This is a genomic window from Microbacterium cucumeris, from assembly GCF_058349845.2.
Genome location: NZ_JBYRIZ020000001.1, coordinates 799,810 through 819,501, shown reverse-complemented (window position 1 = coordinate 819,501; position 19,692 = coordinate 799,810). Strand labels below are relative to the sequence as shown.

At 69.7% G+C, this 19,692-nt stretch carries 20 protein-coding genes; 17 read left to right on the top strand and 3 right to left on the bottom strand.

Features of this window, described 5'->3' with window-relative positions:
- Nucleotides 1-9: 9 nt before the first annotated feature.
- The 15 genes from AC3RXZ_RS04080 to AC3RXZ_RS04010 all read left to right on the top strand — a co-directional run bounded on the left by AC3RXZ_RS04080 (nt 10) and on the right by AC3RXZ_RS04010 (nt 15,154).
- Nucleotides 10-735 (top strand): L-threonylcarbamoyladenylate synthase, encoded by a 726-nt coding sequence (locus tag AC3RXZ_RS04080; RefSeq protein WP_491493242.1) that lies wholly within the window; start codon nt 10-12, stop codon nt 733-735.
- A complete protein-coding gene (locus tag AC3RXZ_RS04075) occupies nt 732-1,916 on the top strand; it encodes an MraY family glycosyltransferase (RefSeq protein ID WP_491493241.1) in 1,185 nt (394 codons plus the stop codon). The genes AC3RXZ_RS04080 and AC3RXZ_RS04075 overlap by 4 nt, the downstream gene beginning before the upstream one ends.
- Nucleotides 1,916-2,425, top strand: coding sequence for a Cg1360 family ATP-synthase-associated protein (locus AC3RXZ_RS04070; protein WP_491493240.1), 510 nt, complete (start codon nt 1,916-1,918; stop codon nt 2,423-2,425). The genes AC3RXZ_RS04075 and AC3RXZ_RS04070 overlap by 1 nt, the downstream gene beginning before the upstream one ends.
- A gap of 180 nt (nt 2,426-2,605) precedes the next feature.
- Nucleotides 2,606-3,349: a F0F1 ATP synthase subunit A gene (atpB, locus tag AC3RXZ_RS04065; protein ID WP_243224966.1), complete on the top strand. Its 744-nt coding sequence runs from the start codon at nt 2,606-2,608 to the stop codon at nt 3,347-3,349.
- 43 nt (nt 3,350-3,392) lie between these two features.
- Nucleotides 3,393-3,629 carry an ATP synthase F0 subunit C gene (atpE, locus tag AC3RXZ_RS04060; RefSeq protein WP_025103147.1) on the top strand — a complete coding sequence of 79 codons (237 nt, stop codon included), beginning with the start codon at nt 3,393-3,395 and terminating at the stop codon, nt 3,627-3,629.
- A 27-nt stretch (nt 3,630-3,656) separates the two neighbouring features.
- Nucleotides 3,657-4,205: a F0F1 ATP synthase subunit B gene (locus tag AC3RXZ_RS04055; protein ID WP_243224967.1), complete on the top strand. Its 549-nt coding sequence runs from the start codon at nt 3,657-3,659 to the stop codon at nt 4,203-4,205.
- A complete protein-coding gene (locus AC3RXZ_RS04050) occupies nt 4,205-4,993 on the top strand; it encodes a F0F1 ATP synthase subunit delta (RefSeq protein WP_491493239.1) in 789 nt (262 codons plus the stop codon). The genes AC3RXZ_RS04055 and AC3RXZ_RS04050 overlap by 1 nt, the downstream gene beginning before the upstream one ends.
- A gap of 47 nt (nt 4,994-5,040) precedes the next feature.
- Nucleotides 5,041-6,681: a F0F1 ATP synthase subunit alpha gene (gene atpA, locus AC3RXZ_RS04045; RefSeq protein WP_243224969.1), complete on the top strand. Its 1,641-nt coding sequence runs from the start codon at nt 5,041-5,043 to the stop codon at nt 6,679-6,681.
- Between the two features lie 18 nt (nt 6,682-6,699).
- Nucleotides 6,700-7,599: a F0F1 ATP synthase subunit gamma gene (locus AC3RXZ_RS04040; protein WP_243224970.1), complete on the top strand. Its 900-nt coding sequence runs from the start codon at nt 6,700-6,702 to the stop codon at nt 7,597-7,599.
- A gap of 23 nt (nt 7,600-7,622) precedes the next feature.
- Nucleotides 7,623-9,074 (top strand): F0F1 ATP synthase subunit beta, encoded by a 1,452-nt coding sequence (atpD, locus tag AC3RXZ_RS04035; RefSeq protein ID WP_243224971.1) that lies wholly within the window; start codon nt 7,623-7,625, stop codon nt 9,072-9,074.
- 2 nt (nt 9,075-9,076) lie between these two features.
- Complete coding sequence (locus AC3RXZ_RS04030) at nt 9,077-9,337, top strand: F0F1 ATP synthase subunit epsilon (RefSeq protein WP_243224972.1); 261 nt, start codon at nt 9,077-9,079, stop codon at nt 9,335-9,337.
- Nucleotides 9,338-9,413: 76 nt separating this feature from the next.
- Nucleotides 9,414-10,169 (top strand): YaaA family protein, encoded by a 756-nt coding sequence (locus AC3RXZ_RS04025; RefSeq protein WP_491493238.1) that lies wholly within the window; start codon nt 9,414-9,416, stop codon nt 10,167-10,169.
- Between the two features lie 80 nt (nt 10,170-10,249).
- Entirely contained in the window at nt 10,250-11,242 is a 993-nt protein-coding gene (locus tag AC3RXZ_RS04020; protein ID WP_243224974.1) for a DUF5684 domain-containing protein, read from the top strand.
- Nucleotides 11,243-11,419: 177 nt separating this feature from the next.
- Complete coding sequence (locus AC3RXZ_RS04015; RefSeq protein WP_243224975.1) at nt 11,420-12,196, top strand: PP2C family protein-serine/threonine phosphatase; 777 nt, start codon at nt 11,420-11,422, stop codon at nt 12,194-12,196.
- 69 nt (nt 12,197-12,265) lie between these two features.
- A complete protein-coding gene (locus AC3RXZ_RS04010; protein WP_491493237.1) occupies nt 12,266-15,154 on the top strand; it encodes an FtsK/SpoIIIE domain-containing protein in 2,889 nt (962 codons plus the stop codon).
- A 1-nt stretch (nt 15,155) separates the two neighbouring features.
- Here AC3RXZ_RS04010 and ald read toward each other — a convergent pair whose 3' ends face one another.
- Nucleotides 15,156-16,268, bottom strand: coding sequence for an alanine dehydrogenase (gene ald, locus AC3RXZ_RS04005; protein WP_491493236.1), 1,113 nt, complete (start codon nt 16,266-16,268; stop codon nt 15,156-15,158).
- Nucleotides 16,269-16,323: 55 nt separating this feature from the next.
- Nucleotides 16,324-17,319, bottom strand: coding sequence for an asparaginase (locus AC3RXZ_RS04000; protein WP_491493235.1), 996 nt, complete (start codon nt 17,317-17,319; stop codon nt 16,324-16,326).
- Between the two features lie 27 nt (nt 17,320-17,346).
- Here AC3RXZ_RS04000 and AC3RXZ_RS03995 point away from each other — a divergent pair, with 27 nt between their 5' ends.
- Complete coding sequence (locus tag AC3RXZ_RS03995) at nt 17,347-17,823, top strand: OsmC family protein (RefSeq protein ID WP_243224979.1); 477 nt, start codon at nt 17,347-17,349, stop codon at nt 17,821-17,823.
- On the opposite strand, the gene AC3RXZ_RS03990 is transcribed toward AC3RXZ_RS03995, so the two are convergent.
- The gene (locus tag AC3RXZ_RS03990) at nt 17,824-18,603 is read right to left on the bottom strand and encodes a lysophospholipid acyltransferase family protein (RefSeq protein ID WP_243224980.1); all 780 of its coding nucleotides are present in this window, start codon (nt 18,601-18,603) and stop codon (nt 17,824-17,826) included.
- Nucleotides 18,604-18,737: 134 nt separating this feature from the next.
- Between AC3RXZ_RS03990 and AC3RXZ_RS03985 the strand changes: the two genes are divergently transcribed.
- The gene (locus AC3RXZ_RS03985; protein WP_491493234.1) at nt 18,738-19,682 is read left to right on the top strand and encodes an FKBP-type peptidyl-prolyl cis-trans isomerase; all 945 of its coding nucleotides are present in this window, start codon (nt 18,738-18,740) and stop codon (nt 19,680-19,682) included.
- The last annotated feature ends 10 nt before the right edge of the window (nt 19,683-19,692 follow it).

The window sequence follows — 19,692 nt, the reverse complement described above, 5'->3', positions numbered from 1 at the left end:
CGATCCGTCATGTCCCCCGTCTTCGACTGCCGCGATGAGGAGCAGCTGCTCGCCGGCATGCGCCGTGCCCGCCAGGCCATCGGCCGCGGCGAGCTCATCGTCATCCCCACCGACACCGTCTACGGCGTCGCCGCCGACGCGTTCTCGCCGGCTGCCGTCCAGCGCCTCCTCGACGCGAAGGGGCGCGGTCGCGACCAGCCGCCTCCCGTGCTCGTCTCGGGTCCCGCAACGCTCAGCGCTCTCGCGGAGTCGGTGCCCGAACCCGTCCAGCGCCTCGTCGACGCGTTCTGGCCCGGCGGCCTCACGATCGTGCTCCCCGCGCAGCGCTCGCTCTCCTGGGACCTCGGCGAGACCCAGGGCACGGTCGCGGTGCGGATGCCCGACAGCCGAGTCGCCCTCGAACTGCTGGAGGAGACCGGTCCGCTGGCGGTGTCCAGCGCGAACCTCACCGGCAAGGACGCCGCCATCACGGCATCCGACGCTCTGGACATGCTCGGCGACAGCGTCGCGGTGTACCTCGACACGGGCATCAGCCGGGACGGCATCGCCTCGACGATCGTCGACGCCACCTCGCTCGTCCCGCGCGGCGACGACGCTCCCGCGCCGGTCGTCCGCATCCTCCGCGAAGGCGCGATCACCCGCGAGCAGCTCGAGGACGTGCTCGGCGATCTTCTCGAACCCGCCGTGCAGCCCGGCGACGTCCTGACGGACGACGGCTCGGACGGCACGGCGTGAAGCAGTACCTGTTCACGATCATCCTGACCGCGACCGTCACCTTCGCGCTCTCCTGGGTGGTCTGGCAGCTGAGCCTGCGGTTCAAGCTGTATCCGGGGATCCGCGAGCGCGATGTGCACACCACGCCGACGCCGCGTCTCGGCGGGGTCGCGATCTTCCTCGGCATCGCCACGGCGGTCGGCGTCTCCGCCGCCAATCCGTTCTTCGAGACGCTGTGGATCCCGCCGCAGACGATGTGGTCCGTGCTGTGCGCGGCGCTGCTGATCGCGGTGATCGGCGTCATCGACGACCTCATCGACCTGGACTGGATGATCAAGCTCGGAGCGCAGTTCCTGGCGGCCGGGATCATCACGGTGTGGGGAGGGATGCAGATCCTCTCGCTGCCGTTCGGCGAGATGATCCTGTTCTCGAGCTGGGTGAGCATCGCCGTCACGATGTTCGCGATCGTCGTGGTGATGAACGCGGTCAACTTCATCGACGGCCTGGACGGGCTCGTCGCCGGGGTGTGCCTGATCGCGAACAGCGTGTTCTTCGCCTACTCCTACATCGTGTCGCGGGACATCGGGGCGACCACGTACTTCAACCTGTCCACGTTCCTCGCCGCCGTGCTCATCGGCGCGTGCCTGGGGTTCCTGCCCTGGAACTGGAGCCCGGCGAAGCTGTTCATGGGCGACTCAGGCGCGCTCGTGATGGGACTGCTGATGGCGACCTCCACCGTGGTGCTCACGGGGCAGTGGCCGGCGTCGGCGCTCGATCCGGAGCAGTTCGGCCGTTCACAGCTGCTCGGTGCGTTCATCCCGATCCTGCTGCCGATCGCCGTCGTGATGCTGCCGCTGCTGGATTTCGGCCTCGCCGTGTTCCGGCGCATGCGCGCGGGGAAGTCCCCGTTCTCGCCGGACCGCAAGCACCTCCACCACCGCATGCTCGACCTCGGCCACCGCGATCGCGACGCCGTGCTGATCTTCTACGCGTGGACGGCCGTCATCTCGCTCGCGCTGCTGCTGATGTACATCGGCGCGCGCGAGGACTGGATCGGGCAGTATCTCATCGGCGTCGCTTTCGGCGCCGTCGGCGTCGCCGCCTGCCTGGTCGTCACCCTCATGCCCTCACCGCGCCGCACGGCTCCGGCCGCGGCGTCGCCGCCCGCAGCGGCAACCGCACCCGAAACCCTGGAGCCCTGATGAGCCCGAGCCCCGTGTCCAGCACCCCGATCCTGCGCCGCACCCTGATCTGGTCGGCGATCGCCGCCGCCGTCCTCGCGGTCGTCGCGGGCGGCATCGGCTTCGCCGTGGCGGGGGGAGAGGGGCTCGCGAGCGGGCTGCTCGGCGTGCTGCTCGCCGTCGTCTTCCTGGGGATCACGGGCCTGAGCATCCTGATCGCCAACCGCTGGTACGGGGACCCGCTGTACGTGCAGTTCTTCTTCGCGATCGTGCTCGGCGGATGGCTGCTGAAGCTCGGCATCTTCGTCGTGATCATGATCGTGCTGGCGGGGCAGCCATGGATCCAGCCGATGGTGTTCTTCCTGTCGATCGTCGCCGGCGTGGCCATGTCGCTGATCATCGACGTCGTCGTGCTCACCCGCATGCGGCTGCCGAACGTCAGCGACGTGCAGCTGCCGACCGAGAACCCCGAGGACCTGCCGCCGGAGGCGGGCGAGGGCGAGGCCGGCCCGAACTTGCGAAAGTCCTGATTCTGATAGTGTTGACCTGTGCCCCGCTCGTGTCCCGCGAGCGCTTGCGCCGTCACGCATCACCGACCATCGTCGCCCCGGTCCTGAACCGGTGCCCCGAAGCTGGAGCCCGCGCTGTCTAATCTTGCTGCGACCCTGATTCCCCGCCTGGCCGCCGATGGCGAGTTCCACGGCCCTTCGATGGACGAGTTCTTCCCGGAGATCCTGTTCAACGTCTTCGGCGTCGTCCCGATCCACCGCATCCACGTGATCCAGGCGCTCTCCGTGATCGCCGTCGTGCTGATCCTCTGGCTCGGCACGCGCCGGATGACGGTCGTCCCCGGTCGCTTCCAGAGCGTCGTGGAGATGGGCCTCGGCTTCGTCCGCAACGGCATCGCCCACGACCTGCTCGGTCGCAAGGACGGCGACCGCTTCCTGCCGATCCTCACGACGATGTTCTTCATGATCCTGTTCATGAACATCACCGGCATCATCCCGTTCCTGAACATGCCGGGTACCGCGATCATCGCTCTGCCGTTGACGCTGGCCGTGATCAGCTATGTCACGTTCATCTACGCCGGCATCAAGAAGAGCCCGAAGAACTTCTTCAAGAACGCCCTCTTCCCCTCCGGTGTTCCGTGGCCGGTCTACTTCATCGTCACCCCGATCGAGTTCATCTCGACCTTCATCATCCGTCCCGTCACGCTGACGCTGCGACTCATGATGAACCTCGTCGTCGGGCACATGATCCTCGTGCTCTGCTTCGCGGCGACGCACTTCTTCTTCTTCACTGCAGGTGGCGGCTGGGCACTCCTCGGCGTCGGAACCCTCGCCTTCGGCGGTGCGTTCACCGTCTTCGAGATGCTGGTCGTCGTCCTGCAGGCCTACGTCTTCACTGTCCTCACCGCGGTCTACATCCAGCTCGCGGTCGCAGAAGAGCACTGAGCGGGTCGGCAACTGCCGTCCCACCCAACGAAAGGAAAAACCCGTGGACGCAACTACGGTTCTCGCTGAAATCAACGGCCACCTCGCGGCGGTCGGCTACGGCCTCGCAGCCATCGGTCCCGCCATCGGTGTGGGCATCGTCGTCGGCAAGACGATCGAGGGCGTCGCCCGTCAGCCCGAGCTGGCCGGTCGCCTGCAGGTTCTCATGTGGATCGGTATCGCCTTCACCGAGGCGCTTGCGTTCGTCGGCATCGCCGTCGGATTCATCCCCTTCCCGTAATCCGCACCGACTTCTGAAGGAGACAGGATGCTGAACGCTCTTGTCACGAACCTCGCGGCGGAGGAGACACCCAATCCGCTGATCCCCGCGTGGTACGACATCATCTGGTCGGCCCTGTGGTTCGTCGTCATCCTCGTCGTGGTGTGGAAGGTCGCCCTCCCGCGCTTCACGAAGGTGCTCGACGAGCGCTCCGCAGCCATCGAGGGCAACATCGCCAAGGCGGATGAGGCCCAGAAGCAGGCCGAGGCCGCGCTGGAGGAGTACACCCGCCAGCTCGCCGAGGCGCGCACCGAGGCCGGTGAGATCCGCGAGGCCGCCCGCGAGGACGGCAAGAAGATCGTCACCGAGGCCAAGGAGACCGCTTCGGCTGAGGCCGCGCGTCTGACCGCGGCCGCGCACACGCAGATCGAGGCCGAGCGCCAGGCCGCTCTCGTCTCGCTGCGGTCCGAGGTCGGCACGCTCGCCCTCGACCTCGCCGGTGGCGTGGTCGGCGAGACGCTCTCCGACGACGCCCGCGCGACGGCCGTGGTGGACCGGTTCCTGGCGGATCTCGAGGCATCCGAGGCGGCCAAGTAATGGGAAGCGCGACCACTCAGGCTCTGTCGGCGACGACGGCGGCTCTCTCGCAGGCCAAGGGCGTGACCCTCGGCACGGCGGAGGAGCTGTTCGCCGCCGCGCGGCTGGTGGGCGGTTCGCCCCAGCTGAGCGGCGCGCTCGCAGATCCCTCTGCCACCGCCGAGGCACGCGAGAAGGTCGTCCGTACGGTGTTCGCCGGTCTCTCGGCGAGCGCGCAGGACGTTCTCGTCGCGGTCGCGGCGCAGCGCTGGTCGGACTCCTCGGACCTGATCGACGGCATCGAGGAGCTCGCCATCCGCGCGGTGGCGATCGCCAAGCCGAAGGACGACATCGAGGGGGAGCTGTTCGGGTTCCTCCGCGTCGTCGCCGGCAACCCCGAACTGGAGCTCGCCCTGGGCAGCCGCCTGGGCGACTCCGCGGCCAAGGGCGATCTCGTCGAGAAGGTCATCAGCGGCGCCGCCGGCGCCCCGACCACGCTGATCGTCTCGTCGCTCGTGCGCCAGCCGCGCGAGCGCCGGGTGCGCCAGATGCTGAACCGCGCCATCCGCATCGTCGCTGCGCAGCGCGGCCTCATCGTCGCGACCGTCCACACGGCCGCGGCGCTGAGCGACGCGCAGCGCACCCGCCTCGTCGACACGCTGTCGCGTCGCTACGGCGGACAGGTGACGCTCAGCGAGGTCATCGACCCCCATGTCGTCGGAGGCCTGCGCGTGCAGGTGGCCGATGACGTCATCGACGGCAGCATCTCCGCGCGGCTCGCCGATCTTCGACAGAAGCTCGCGGGCTAACACGACTTCGCGCGGGGAACCGCGCACCCAGATACAAAGGGAAGACAATGGCAGAACTATCGATCAGCCCCGACGTCATCCGTGACGCGCTGAAGGACTTCGCCGCCGCGTACGAGCCGACCGCCGCCGCGGCCACCGAGGTCGGCACGGTCATCGACGCCGCAGACGGCATCGCGCACGTCGAGGGACTGCCGGGCGTCATGGCCAACGAGCTCGTCACCTTCGCGGACGGCACCAAGGGCCTGGCTCTGAACCTCGACGAGCACGAGATCGGCGTCGTCGTCCTCGGCGACTTCACCGGCATCGAGGCCGGCCAGGAGGTCACCCGCACGGGTGAGGTCCTGTCCGTCCCCGTCGGGGACGCGTTCCTCGGCCGTGTCGTCGACCCGCTCGGCAACCCGATCGACGGCCTCGGCACGATCGCCGCAGAGGGTCGTCGCGAGCTCGAGCTGCAGGCGCCGGGCGTCATGCAGCGCAAGAGCGTGCACGAGCCGCTGCAGACCGGCATCAAGGCCATCGACGCGATGATCCCGGTCGGCCGCGGCCAGCGCCAGCTCATCATCGGCGACCGCCAGACCGGCAAGACGGCCATCGCGATCGACACGATCATCAACCAGAAGGCCAACTGGGAGTCCGGCGACCCGACCAAGCAGGTGCGCTGCATCTACGTCGCCATCGGTCAGAAGGGCTCCACGATCGCCTCCGTGAAGGGCGCGCTCGAGGACGCTGGCGCGATGGAGTACACCACCATCGTCGCGGCCCCCGCCTCCGACCCGGCCGGTTTCAAGTACATCGCCCCCTACACCGGTTCGGCGATCGGCCAGCACTGGATGTACGGCGGCAAGCACGTCCTCATCATCTTCGACGACCTGTCGAAGCAGGCCGAGGCCTACCGCGCTGTCTCCCTCCTGCTGCGTCGCCCGCCGGGGCGCGAGGCCTACCCGGGTGACGTCTTCTACCTGCACTCGCGCCTGCTGGAGCGGTGCGCGAAGCTCTCCGACGAGCTCGGCGCGGGTTCGATGACGGGTCTTCCCATCATCGAGACCAAGGCGAACGACGTCTCGGCGTACATCCCGACCAACGTCATCTCGATCACCGACGGGCAGATCTTCCTGCAGTCCGACCTCTTCAACGCCAACCAGCGTCCCGCGGTCGACGTGGGCATCTCGGTCTCGCGAGTCGGTGGTGACGCTCAGGTCAAGTCCATCAAGAAGGTCTCCGGAACCCTGAAGCTGGAGCTCGCGCAGTACCGCTCGCTCGAGGCGTTCGCGATGTTCGCCAGCGACCTCGACGCGGCATCGCGTCGTCAGCTCGCCCGTGGTGCGCGTCTGACCGAGCTGCTCAAGCAGCCGCAGTACTCGCCGTACCCGGTCGAGGACCAGGTCGTCTCGATCTGGGCCGGCACCAACGGCAAGCTCGACACCATCGAGGTCTCCGACGTGCTGCGCTTCGAGCGCGAGCTGCTCGACCACCTGCGTCGCAACACGAAGGTGCTCGACACTCTGCGCGAGACCAACGTGCTGGACGACGAGACGGTCGCTGAGCTCGACAAGGTCACCGACGCGTTCATCCTGGAGTTCCAGGGCGGCAAGGGGCAGTCGATCGGCGCTCCCGGCCACGAGGAGCACGCTGCGGCCGCGGCCGAGGACGTCAACCAGGAGAAGATCGTCAAGGGTCGTCGCGCGTAACGCGCGGGGTACGCAGTTATGGGCGCTCAACTCAGGGTCTACAAGCAGAAGATCTCTTCTGCTCAGACGACCAAGAAGATCACGAAGGCGATGGAGCTCATCGCGGCTTCGCGCATTCAGAAGGCGATGGCGCGCGTGCGCGCGTCCTCTCCCTTCGCGCGTGCCGTGACCAGGGCCGTGTCCGCCGTCGCGACGTACTCGAACGTCGACCACCCGCTGACTCGCGAGCCCGAGACGATCACCCGTTCCGCGGTGGTGATCTTCTCGTCGGACCGCGGTCTCGCCGGTGCGTTCAACTCCCAGATCCTGCGCGAGGCGCTGGAGCTGGCCGAGCTGATCCGCGCCGAGGGCAGCGAGCCGGTGTTCTACCTCGTCGGCCGCAAGGCGGTCGGGTACTTCCAGTTCCGGGGCATCGAGTCCGCGGCCGAGTGGACGGGTGACACCGACACCCCGCAGTTCTCGACGGCGGAGGAGATCTCCGCGACTCTGCTCGAGGCGTTCTCCCGCGGCGGTGCCGGCGGCGGCGTCGACGAGATCCACCTCGTCTACAACCGCTTCGTCAGCATGATGACGCAGAGCCCGGAGACGGTGCGTCTGCTTCCGCTGGAGATCGCCGAGTCGGACGAGTCGGATGCCGGCCACGCCGTGTATCCGCTCTACGAGTTCGAACCGGATGCCGAGACCGTGCTGGACGCGATCCTGCCGGTGTACATCCAGAGCCGGGTCTTCAACGCCCTGCTGCAGTCGTCGGCCGCCAAGCAGGCCGCGACGCAGAAGGCGATGAAGTCGGCCAGCGACAACGCCGACAAGCTCATCACCGACTACACCCGTCTGCGCAACAATGCGCGTCAGGCGGAGATCACGCAGCAGATCGCGGAGATCGTCGGCGGCGCCGACGCGCTCGCGTCGAGCAAATAGACCATCAAGAAAGAGACGAAGATATGACCCCCACCGCAACAGCCGAGGCTGCGACCGCGGTCGTCGGGCGCGTCGCACGCGTCACGGGCCCGGTCGTCGACATCGAGTTCCCGCACGACTCGATCCCGGACATCTACAACGCCCTCAAGACGACGATCACGATCGGCGAGGAGTCCACCGAGATCACGCTCGAGGTCGCTCAGCACCTCGGCGACGACCTGGTCCGCGCCATCGCGCTCAAGCCGACCGACGGCATCGTCCGCGGCCAGGAGGTGCGCGACACCGGCGAGGCCATCTCGGTCCCCGTCGGCGACGTCACCAAGGGCAAGGTCTTCAACGTGATCGGCGAGGTCCTCAACGCCGAGCCGGGCGAGCAGATCGAGATCACGGAGCGCTGGCCGATCCACCGCCAGGCGCCGAACTTCGACCAGCTCGAGTCGAAGACCACGATGTTCGAGACCGGCATCAAGTCGATCGACCTGCTGACCCCCTACGTGCAGGGTGGGAAGATCGGTCTGTTCGGCGGCGCCGGCGTCGGCAAGACCGTCCTCATCCAGGAGATGATCCAGCGCGTCGCGCAGGACCACGGCGGTGTGTCCGTGTTCGCCGGTGTCGGCGAGCGCACGCGTGAGGGCAACGACCTCATCGGCGAGATGGAGGAGGCGGGCGTCTTCGACAAGACCGCCCTCGTCTTCGGCCAGATGGACGAGCCGCCGGGGACGCGTCTGCGCGTCGCGCTCTCGGCTCTGACGATGGCGGAGTACTTCCGCGACGTGCAGAAGCAGGACGTGCTGCTGTTCATCGACAACATCTTCCGCTTCACGCAGGCCGGTTCCGAGGTCTCCACGCTGCTGGGCCGCATGCCCTCCGCCGTGGGTTACCAGCCGAACCTCGCCGACGAGATGGGCCTCCTGCAGGAGCGCATCACCTCGACGCGCGGCCATTCGATCACCTCGCTGCAGGCGATCTACGTTCCGGCCGACGACTACACCGACCCGGCTCCGGCGACCACCTTCGCGCACCTCGACGCCACGACCGAGCTGTCGCGTGAGATCGCGTCGAAGGGTCTGTACCCGGCCATCGACCCGCTGACCTCGACGTCGCGCATCATGGACCCCCGCTACCTGGGCGAGGACCACTACCGCGTGGCCACCACGGTCAAGCAGATCCTCCAGAAGAACAAGGAACTGCAGGAGATCATCGCGATCCTCGGTGTCGATGAGCTCTCCGAAGAGGACAAGATCGTCGTGTCGCGTGCACGCCGCATCCAGCAGTTCCTCTCGCAGAACACCTACATGGCCAAGAAGTTCACGGGTGTCGAGGGCTCCACGGTTCCGCTCAAGGACACGATCGAGTCCTTCGACGCGATCGCCAAGGGCGACTTCGACCACGTCGCCGAGCAGGCCTTCTTCAACGTCGGCGCGATCAGCGACGTCGAGGAGAAGTGGGCGCAGATCCAGAAGGAGAACGCCTGATCATGGCCCTGAACGTCAGCCTTGTCTCCGCGGACGCGGAGGTCTGGACGGGCGAGGCGAGCCTCGTCGTCGCCAAGACCGTCGAGGGGGAGATCGGCATCATGACCGGTCACGAGCCGGTGCTCGCCATCCTCGCGCAGGGCGAGGTGCGCATCACCCGTGAGGACGGGTCCAAGGTGCTCGCCAACGCGCAGGACGGGTTCCTCTCCATGGAGGGCGACACCCTGACGATCGTGGCGGGCAACGCCGCGCTGATCGCCTGATCCGTTTCGCTCTCGAGGCGTCCGTCACCGGCTGTGCCGGGGCGGGCGCCTCGATGCGTCCGCACCCGGAAGTCCCATGAAGATCCTGCTGCCGCCGTCCGAGACCAAGCGCGCCGGGGGAGCGTCCGGTGCGTTCGACACGCGCCGGCTCGCGCTTCCGGCGCTCGGCCCGCAGCGCGAGGCCGTCATCGACGCGCTCGTCGATCTCTCCGCCGACGAGGATGCCGCGCGCCGCGTCCTCAAGCTGAGCGACCGTCAGGTCGGCGAGATCGAACACAATCGCCTGCTCCGCACTTCGCCGACGATGCCCGCTGTGGACCGCTACACCGGCGTGCTCTTCGACGAGCTGGACGCCGCGACCCTCGGGGCCGAGGCCCGCGCCCATCTGCATGAGCATGTCCTCATCCACTCCGCGCCCTTCGGACCAGTCGCCGCGCTGGATCCGATACCGGTGTACCGGCTCGCGGCCGGCGCATCCCTGCCCGGGGTCGCGCCGCTGCGCCGGCACTGGTCGGAGGCGACGACGCGCGCGCTGGCCGAGGACGACGCGCCGTTCCTGCTGGACCTGCGCAGCGAGGCCTATGCCGCGCTCGGGCCGGTCCCGGCATCCGTGCCGTCCGCGTACGTGCGGGTCGTGGCGGATGAGGGCGGCGTCACGCGGGCCCTGAACCACTTCAACAAGAAGGCCAAGGGCGCCTTCGTGCGCGCGTTCGCCGAGGACCTCGTGTCCGTGCAGACCCCGGCGGACCTCCTGGCATGGGCCGCAGCGCGCGACATCGTGCTCCGCACGACGTCCGATCCCGGCATCTGGGAGCTCGTCGCGCCGGCGTGAACATTGCGCGACATCCCGCGGGACCCGTGCGCGCGGCACACCGGGCGCGCTAGGGTTGTGGGCGCGGCGCGACCGTCGCCATGAACACTGACCCGGAGGGGATCATGGGTAGTTATTACTACGACGATTACAGCGGAGCATGGGCCGCCGCGATCATCGGCACATTCTTCGTGCTGCTGCTGATCTCGATCATCCCGTACGTGCTGTCGTCGATCTTCCTGATGAAGATCTTCGAGAAGGCCGGCGTCCAGGGCAAGTGGCGCGCGTGGGTGCCGATCTACAACACGATGGTGCTGTTCAAGCTCGGCGATCTGTCGCCGTGGCTGATCCTCTACGGCATCGGTGCCGCGATCGCGCTGAGCATCCTGTCGCTGATCCCGATCCTCGGCCTCCTGTTCGCGATCATCTCGTGGGTCCCCGCCGTCGCGCTGGCTGTGCTGTCGGTCCTCGCTGCATGGCGCGTCGGCCTGAAGCTGCAGAAGGACGCCGTCTGGGTCGTCCTGTTCATCTTCCTCGCGCTCGTGTGGGAGGGCATCCTGGCCTTCGACAAGTCGCGCTGGAACCCGAACGTCCCCGGAGCTCCGTGGGCAGGCCAGAAGTTCCTCGCGGATGACACCGTCTGGGCCGGCATCCCCGTCCAGCCGAAGAACCCGCCGGCGACCGCGTACGGCGCGGCTCCGGGCTACGGCGCCCCGCAGGGATACGGTCAGCCCGCTCAGCCGGGTTACGGACAGCCCGGCTACGGCCAGCCCGCTCAGCCCGGATACGGTCAGCCGGCCCAGCCCGGGTACCCGCAGCAGCCGGCTCAGCCGGGCTATGGTCAGCCGGCCCAGCCGGGATACCCGCAGCAGCCCGCGGCACCCGCGGTCCCGCCGACCGGCGCCCCGACGACGCCCCCGGCACCGCCGGCTCCTCCGGCGGCCCCGCCTGCGTCGGCACCGAGCACGCCTCCGGCCCCGAACACGCCGCCGGCCGCGCCGAGCACGCCGCCGCCCGCGACGCCCCCGGCACCGCCGACGACGCCTCCGGCCCCGCCTGCCGCACCGACCGACCCGGACCAGCCGCCGGCCTGATCGACCGCAGTCCGAGAGCCCTCGATTCCGATCGGGGGCTCTCGGCGTATCCGGCATCCGCCCCGCCCGTTACCGGATAGCGTGGAAGCATGGCGTACTCGCAGCATCCCGCGTCCACTACGATGTGTGGAGGTCGTGCGGCCGCCCGGATCGCCGCAGGCACTTCGGAGGAAGCTCGTGGCTGACACGACAGCGAACACGCTCGACGTCGACGACCGCTTCACGCTCAGCTGGGCCGGAGCGACCGACCGCGGTCGTCGGCGCGACACGAACCAGGATGCCTTCCTCGCGGACTACCCGCTCTTCGTCGTCGCGGACGGGATGGGTGGACATGCCGGAGGCGAGATCGCGAGCCAGAGCACGATCGCGCGGCTGAAGAGCGTCGTGGAGTCCGGGAGCGTCGCGGCCGAGTCGATCGAGAGCGCCCTCGCACTCGCCGTGGAGGACATCGCGTCGCATCCCGACACGACCGACGAGGGGACCGGCACGACCCTGACCGGCGTCTTCCTCGACCTCGACGCGGATCCGCCGCGCTGGGTGTCGCTGAACATCGGCGACTCGCGCGTCTATCTCCTCCGCGACGATCAACTGGTCCAGGTCACCACCGACCACTCGGTGGTCCAGGAGCTCATCGCCTCGGGCCGCCTCAGCCCGGAAGAGGCCGAGGGGCATCCCTACAGCAACGTCATCACCCGGGCCGTCGGCGCGAGCGAGCTGTTCGCCCCCGACTATCTGGGCATCGAGCTGAGGGACGGCGACCGTTTCGTGATCTGCTCGGACGGACTCACGAAAGAGCTCACGGACTACGGCATCCAGCACTTCCTGCGCGAGCACGCGGACCCTGCGGCGGCGGTCGACGCCATGATGGAAGCCGCACTGGAGAACGGCGGCAGGGACAACGTCACCCTGATCGTGCTCCAGGTCGCCGAGCACTCGCCCTCCACAGCCGACTGATCCGCAGGACTTCGCCCGCCTCCTGTGGAGAGCGGTCTCCGCCGTGTCCGGACGGTGTTCGCTGGGGGCATGTCGTCCGAACCCATCGCCCTTCCTGCCGCAGTGCAGCCGCCCCGTCGCCCGCCGATCCCCTTCGTCGCGGCTCTCGTGCCGGTCGCCGCGGGGATCGTCCTGTGGACAGTGACCGGATCGGTCCTGTCGTTGTGCTTCGCTCTGCTGGGGCCGCTGATGATCGGCGGATCGCTGCTCGACGGCATCCGGCAGCGTCGACGTGAGCTCAAGCGCCTGACCGTCGCGGCGGAGGACGCGTGGGCTCGCGCCGAGGCCGAGATCACCCAACGTCATCTCGAGGAGGGGGAGCGGCTGTGGCGCCGCCATCCGGATGTCGCGCGCTGCCTGATCGCCGAGCCGCTGCACGACGACCATCCGGTCGACGCCGGCACCGTCGTCGTGATCGGGCGCGGTGAGCGGACCAGCGAGACCCGGGTGACCGGAGGCGACGACGGCCGCGGGCGCGAGCTTCGTCGCCGCGCCGCCACGCTGGTCGACGCCCCCGTCACCGTTCCGCTGGGACGCGGGGTGTGCATCCGCGCCCCGCGTCCGGTGGGCCTCGCGATCGCCAGGGCGCTGCTCGCTCAACTGTGCCTGCGCCACCTGCCGGGCAGGCTCGCCCTCGTCGGACCGCTGCCGGAGGGGTGGGCCTTCGCTCAGGCGCGCTCGTCGCCGCGCGGTGCCTGGCGGGTGAGCATCGGGTTGGACACGCCGGCCGCCGTCGCCGACTCCACGATCCGGGTGTGCGGGCCCGACGACCCGGTCCCGGACGGCATCACGACCGTGATCGACTGCGTGGATCCGTCCGATGCCCTGCTGCGCATCGGCGACCGCACGCAGCGGATCACCGCCGAATGCGTGTCGGCGGCGCAGCTGCAGGCGCTGGCGCTGGCCAGTGCCGATCGCGCGGTCGGGGAAGCAGAGCTTCCGGATCGCGTGAGGTTGTCCGAGCTCGCCGCGGAACCCGGCGGTATTCTGCCTGCGGTGCTCGGTACGGGGGTGGATGCCGCGGGCGCCGTCGACCTGGTCGCCGACGGACCGCACGCCATCGTCACCGGGATGACCGGCGCCGGTAAGAGCGAACTGCTGATCACCTGGGTCGCTTCGCTCGCCCGGACGCACGGCCCGGATCAGGTCGTGTTCGTGCTCGCCGACTTCAAGGGAGGCACCGCCTTCGATCCGCTCGCCGGCCTGCCGCACGTGACGGCCGTGCTGACGGACCTCGACGAGGACAGAGCCCGCCGCGGGGTGGAGAGCCTCACGTCCGAGCTGCGACGCCGGGAGCGTGTCCTCGCGGAGGCCGGCGCCAAGGACATCTCCGGGACCGGCGTGCGGATGCCGCGCCTCGTGATCGTCGTGGACGAGTTCGCGGCACTCGTGCAGGAGCATCCGGATCTGGGCGCGGTGTTCACCGACATCGCCGCGCGCGGCCGCGCTCTCGGGATGCATCTGATCCTCGGCACGCAGCGCGCGGCCGGTGTGATCAGAGACGCCCTGGCGGCCAACTGCCCGTTGCGCATGTCCCTGCGCGTCTCGGATCCCGCGGACAGCCGACTGGTGATCGGATCGGAGGCGGCGGCGGAGCTCGAGGGCGGTTCGCGATCGCGCGGCATCGCGTTCGTGCGCCGGCCGCAGGATGCCGAGGCTGCTCCTCTCCGCGTGGCGCTGACCGGCCCCGAGGACCTGCGAGCGATCGGCGCTCTCTGGTCGCACGCCGAACGACCGTCCGGGCCCTGGCTCCCGGCGCTCCCGACTCGTCTGCCGCTTCTCGAGCTGCCCGGCACGGCCGAGGGGGAGATCGCGATCGGACTCGCCGACGAGCCGCACCGGCAGCGGCAGCCGGTGATCACCCTGCGTCCCGGCCGCGAGCGCGGTCTGGGGGTGATCGGCGGGCCGGGGGCGGGCAAGAGCTCGCTGCTGCGGGTGCTGCGGAGCCAGGAGGCCGGCGCGTTCACGATCCCCGCGGACCCCGAGCACGCGTGGGACGCGCTCGGGGCACTGGAGCGCGGCGAGGAGCCGGCGCGGCTCGTGCTGTGCGACGACCTGGATCGCCTGCTCTCGGCCTATCCGACGGAGTACGCGCTGGCGTTCGCGGAGCGCTTCGAGCAGTTCGTGCGGGCGGCCGAGGAGCGCTGCGTGGTCGTGACGGCGGGGCGCGCATCCGGGGCGACGGCGCGGATCCTGGATGCGCTGTCCGAGAGGCTGCTGCTGCGGCTTCCTACCCGCGGCGATCATCTCGCCGCGGGAGGTGAGTCGGCGACGTTCCGGCGCGACCGGCCACCCGGACGCGGGCATCTCGGCGAGCGCGAGGTGCAGGTCGCGTGGGCCGATCCGGGAATGGAGGCCGCGTCGTCCGCGGGCGCGGCGGCGAGCGCCGAGTCCCGTGCCGGGTGGATCCCGCAACGGCGCCTGGTCGCCGTGATCAGCACGGGCGCCGCCGGCCTGCTCGACGCCCTGCGTGAGGCCTGTCCCGCGTGGCAGGTGGTGCCCGCCGGCCCTGCCGCCGTGCAGTCCGAGGGATCGGCGAACGGCTTGCCCACGCGGGCGGGGGACGACCCTCGCACGAGACCACGGGATGAATCGGGCGCGGAACCCGGGAACGACCTGCGCACCCGGCCTGGGGACGACCCGCGCACCCGGCCCGCCGGCATCCCCAGCGGGCGGGCCGGAGACGCAGGCTGCATCATCGTCGGCGACGCGGAGAGCTGGCAGCGGGACTGGACGCGCTGGCAGCGCGTCCGCGCCGAAGGGGAGATCCTCGTGCTGTCCGAATGCGCGGCCCAGCTGCGCACCCTGGTCGGCGTCCGGGAGCTGCCGCCGTACGCGCGCCCCCACCAGGGGCGCGCGTGGCGGGTGCTGGACGGCGGACCGCCGGAGCGAGTCATCCTGCCGAAAGCCGCTGGCTGAGTCAGAGCAGGTCGGAGACCGGCACCAGCTCCGATCCGTGCGCGGCGGCGACACCCGGGTTCACGACGTGACCGCCGCTGACGTTCAGCCCAGCGGCCAAGGCAGGGTCCGCCGACATGGCCGCACGCCACCCGCCGGCCGCGATGGCGCGCGCGTAGGGCAGCGTGGCGTTCGTGAGCGCCGAAGTCGACGTGTTCGGGACGGCTCCCGGCATGTTCGCGACGCAGTAGAAGACGGTGCCGTGCACGCGGAACGTCGGGTCGTCGTGCGTCGTCGCGTGGGTGTCCTCGAAGCACCCGCCCTGATCGACGGCGATGTCGACGAGCACGCTGCCCGGTCGCATCTGCGCCACCATGGCGCTCGTGACGAGCTTCGGTGCGCGTGCGCCCGGGATGAGCACCGACCCGATCACGAGATCCGAGTCCACGACGGCACGACGCAGATCCAGCGGATTGGAAGCGGCCGTCTTCACGCGGCCGGCGAAGTGATCGTCGAGCATCCGCAACCGGGGGATGTTGGTGTCGAAGATGGTGACATCCGCGCCCATGCCGCTCGCGATGACCGCGGCGTTCGCTCCGGCGACACCGCCGCCGATGACCGTGACACGTGCGGGCCGCGTGCCGGGGACACCGGACATCAGCAGGCCGAGACCGCCTTGAGAGCGCATCAGTGTGTGGGCGCCGACGAGCGGCGCCAGACGACCGGCCACCTCGCTCATCGGAGCCAGCAGTGGGAGCCCGCCTCCGGGCAGCTGCACCGTCTCGTACGCGATCGCCGTCATGCCGGAAGCGACCAGGCGCTCGGTGAGCGGCCGATCGGCAGCGAGGTGCAGATAGGTGAACAGCGCGAGGTCCTCGCGGAAATGACCGTACTCCTCGGCGATGGGCTCCTTGACCTTCATCACGAGCTCGGCCCGCGCCCAGACCTCCGTCGGGTCCTCGACGAGGACGGCTCCGGCCTCGGCGTACTCGGCATCCGGCATCGACGATCCGGCACCGGCACCCGACTGGACCACGACCTCATGACCCGCCTGCACCAGATCGTGCACACCGGACGGGGTCAGTGCGACCCGGTACTCGTTGTTCTTCACCTCGGTGGGGACGCTGATCCTCATCGTGGCTCCTTTCCTCCCCTCCTCATCGAGGGGGTTCACCGCCCCTGGTGGGGGCTCAGACGGCGACGCCGGGGCGGATGACCCCGACATCGCTCCCTCCGCCGGTGACGGCGAGGGGAAGTGCTTCGGCGAGCGACCGGACGTCCGCGTCGGCCAGCGCGCCGGCCCGGGCGAGCAGCGTCGCCGCGACGATCGTGGAAGCGCGCGCCGATCCGTCCAGCATCTTCAGCGCGACCGTGGTCCCGTTCGGGGCGACCATGACCATGACGCCCTCCGCACCGCCCTTGGCGAACACGCCGAGCGTCTCGATCGCGATGGTGTCCGGACGCCCTGGACCTTCGATCGTCCACGGATGCTCGCGCACCGTGCGCACGAGCGTCCCGGCGACCCGGTGCAGGGCGAAGGGGGAGCGGTCCGAGGCCGAGCCGATGCGGTGGATGGCGCGCGCGAGACCTGTGAGCGTCATGGCGTACACGGGAGCACCGCATCCGTCCACCGCGGTGTGCGCGACCTTCTCACCCGTGAGACGCTCGATCACCTCGCGGATGTGCGCCTGCAGCGGATGCGCGGGATCCAGGTACCCCTGCGTCGGCCACCCGGTGGCCACGCACGCGCGCAGCATCGCGGCGTGCTTGCCGGAGCAGTTCATCCGGATCCGTGCGGGGGAGCCGTGTTCCCGCACCAGTTCGTCCCGCGCTGTCGTGTCCGACGGCCATGCCGGAGGACAGGCGAGATCATCCTCGGTGAGCCCTCCTTCGACGAGCATGTCGCGCACCGTCGCCGCGTGCCGGTCGGTGCCGACGTGGCTCGCCGTCGACAGCGCCAGCTGCTCGCCCTCGAGCGCAGCGCCCGCTGTGACACAGGCGATTGCCTGCAGGGGCTTGAGGCTCGACCGCGGAAGGATCAGCGCGTCCGCGTTACCGAGGCGGGAGACGACATCGCCGTCAGGAGACAGGACGACCGCGGCGCCGGCATGGCGGGATTCGATGAAGCCGCTCCGCTCGACGACGGCGAGTTCGACGGCATCCGCGACGGTGAGAGTCTCCAGCACCCGACCAGCTTAGGCCAGACTGAGGGTATGAGCCTGGGCGAACACCACTACGAACTCACATCGACCTGGACCGGGAATCGGGGGAGCGGGACGAGCGGATACCGCGACTACGCGCGCGACGTCACGATCGAGATCGCCGGAAAGAGCGAGCTGCTCGCCTCCTCGGACAAGCCGTTCCGCGGCGACCCGACGCGCTGGAACCCCGAGGACCTGCTGCTCGCCGCTCTGTCGGAGTGCCACCTGCTGTCGTACCTGCACGCGTGCGTCACAGCGGGCGTCGTCGTCGTCTCGTACCGCGACAGGGCGACCGGCGTGATGCGCGAGGACGGCCGAGGCGGAGGAGCGTTCGCCGAGGTCGTGCTGCACCCCGAGGTCGTCGTGGCGGAGGCGTCGATGATCGAAGCGGCCGAGAACGCGCACGCCCAGGCGAACGCCTGGTGCTTCATCGCCAACTCGGTGAACTTCCCGGTGCGCCATGAAGCCGCGGTGACCGCGGCGACCTGATCAGCGCCGCTCGTGCGGCAGGGCCTGCTTGATCTTCTCGATCGTGCCCTGAGCCGGCGCCTCGTTGTAGGCGTCGGCGAGCTCCTGTCCGCTCAGCGCATGGATCGCGGCCATGATGTCGTCCGTCGCGAGACGACGTGCCCTGCCGCTCGACGCCGGACCGTGCGACGAGACGTCGATCGGCTCGCCGAAGCGCACCGTGATGCGTTCGCGCAGGGACGGCATCTTCGCGCCCTTCGGCATCACGCGGTCTGTGCCGATGAGACCGACCGGCACGACAGGGGCGCCGGTCTGCAGTGCGAGGAACGCGACGCCGGTACGGCCCTTGTAGAGCCGGCCGTCGGTGGAGCGCGTTCCCTCCGGGTAGAGAGCGACGGCGAGGCCGTCGTCGAGGAGCTTGCGCTGCTGATCCAGCGCGTCGAGCGCGGCCTGACCGGCGCCGCGGCGCACCGGGATCGCGCCGATGGACTGGAAGAACGTCCGACTCAGGGCACCGCTGATGCCGGTCCCCTCGAAGTAGCTCGACTTGGCGAGGAAGTGCACCGGCCGGGGAGCTGCCACCGGGATCGCGATCGAGTCGATGAAGGACAGGTGGTTGCTGGCGAAGATCACCGGTCCGGTACGGGGAACGTTGTCCCTGCCCTCGACCCTGGGCCGGTAGACCAGGCGCGCGAGCGGGCCGATGACGGCGCGGCCGAGCGCGTAGGTGAAGCCCGCACGACGCGGACTGTCGGACTCTTCCACCGGCGTTTCGGGCGCGTCGGACGGCTCAGAGGTCATCCTGCCAGCCTACGCCCGAGATCATTCCGTGACCGGAATGCACCGCCGGTTCGTGCGACACGGCGACTCCCAGCGCGAGCAAAGGCGAGATGCGCCAGGATAGGGGGGTCCCATCCCCGACTCGAGGTCTCACTGTGCGCACGCGTCCGATCGCCCTCCTTTCCACCGTCGCCGCGGCGACCCTGCTCCTGGCGGGCTGCAGCGGCGGCGCGGCGCCCGAGTCCACCGAGACGCCCGACGCGACCGCCGACCTGTGCGCGGTGGCCGCGGCATCCGGGGATGCCTCCGACAGCGTGACGATCGACGGCACGTTCGGCGAGGTCTCCGCGGCGACGTTCGAGCTGGGCCAGACCGTCGACGAGCTGCAGCGCACGGTCGTCAGCGAAGGCGACGGCGAGGAGATCTCCGACGGCGACTACGTCTCGTACGCGCTCAGCGCCTTCGACGCCGAGACCGGCGACCGTCTCGGCGATGCGGGCTACACGGCGGCCGAGCTGCTGCCTGCGAAGATCACCGCCGACGCGTCCCTCGCCCAGGTCCTGGGCTGCGCGACGGTCGGGTCCCGCCTATCGGTCGCCTTCCCGACCAGCGACCAGGCCGCCGCTCAGTTCTACATCATCGACGTCCTCGGGATCACCCCGACCGCGGCGTGGGGCACCGAGCAGGAACCCGCCGACGGCATGCCGGCCGTGACGCTCGCCGACGACGGCGAGCCGAGTGTCGAGATCCCGGACGCGGACGCCCCGTCCGACCTCCAGATCTCCGTGCTCAAGCAGGGCGACGGCGCCGCGGTCGCCGCGGGCGACACGACGCTTCTGCAGTACCACGGCGTGAACTGGGACACCGGCGAGGTCTTCGACTCCTCCTGGCAGAACGACGGACCGATCTCCATCCAGGGGAACACGTACGTCGAGGGCTTCATCCAGGCGCTCGAGGGTCAGAAGGTCGGCTCCCAGGTGCTCGTCGTGATCCCGCCCGCGCTCGGGTACGGCGAGGCCGGATCCAGCGAGCACGAGCTGGCCGGGCAGACGCTCGTCTTCGTGATCGACATCCTCGCGAACCAGACCGCGGTCCAGTAACGGGACGCCG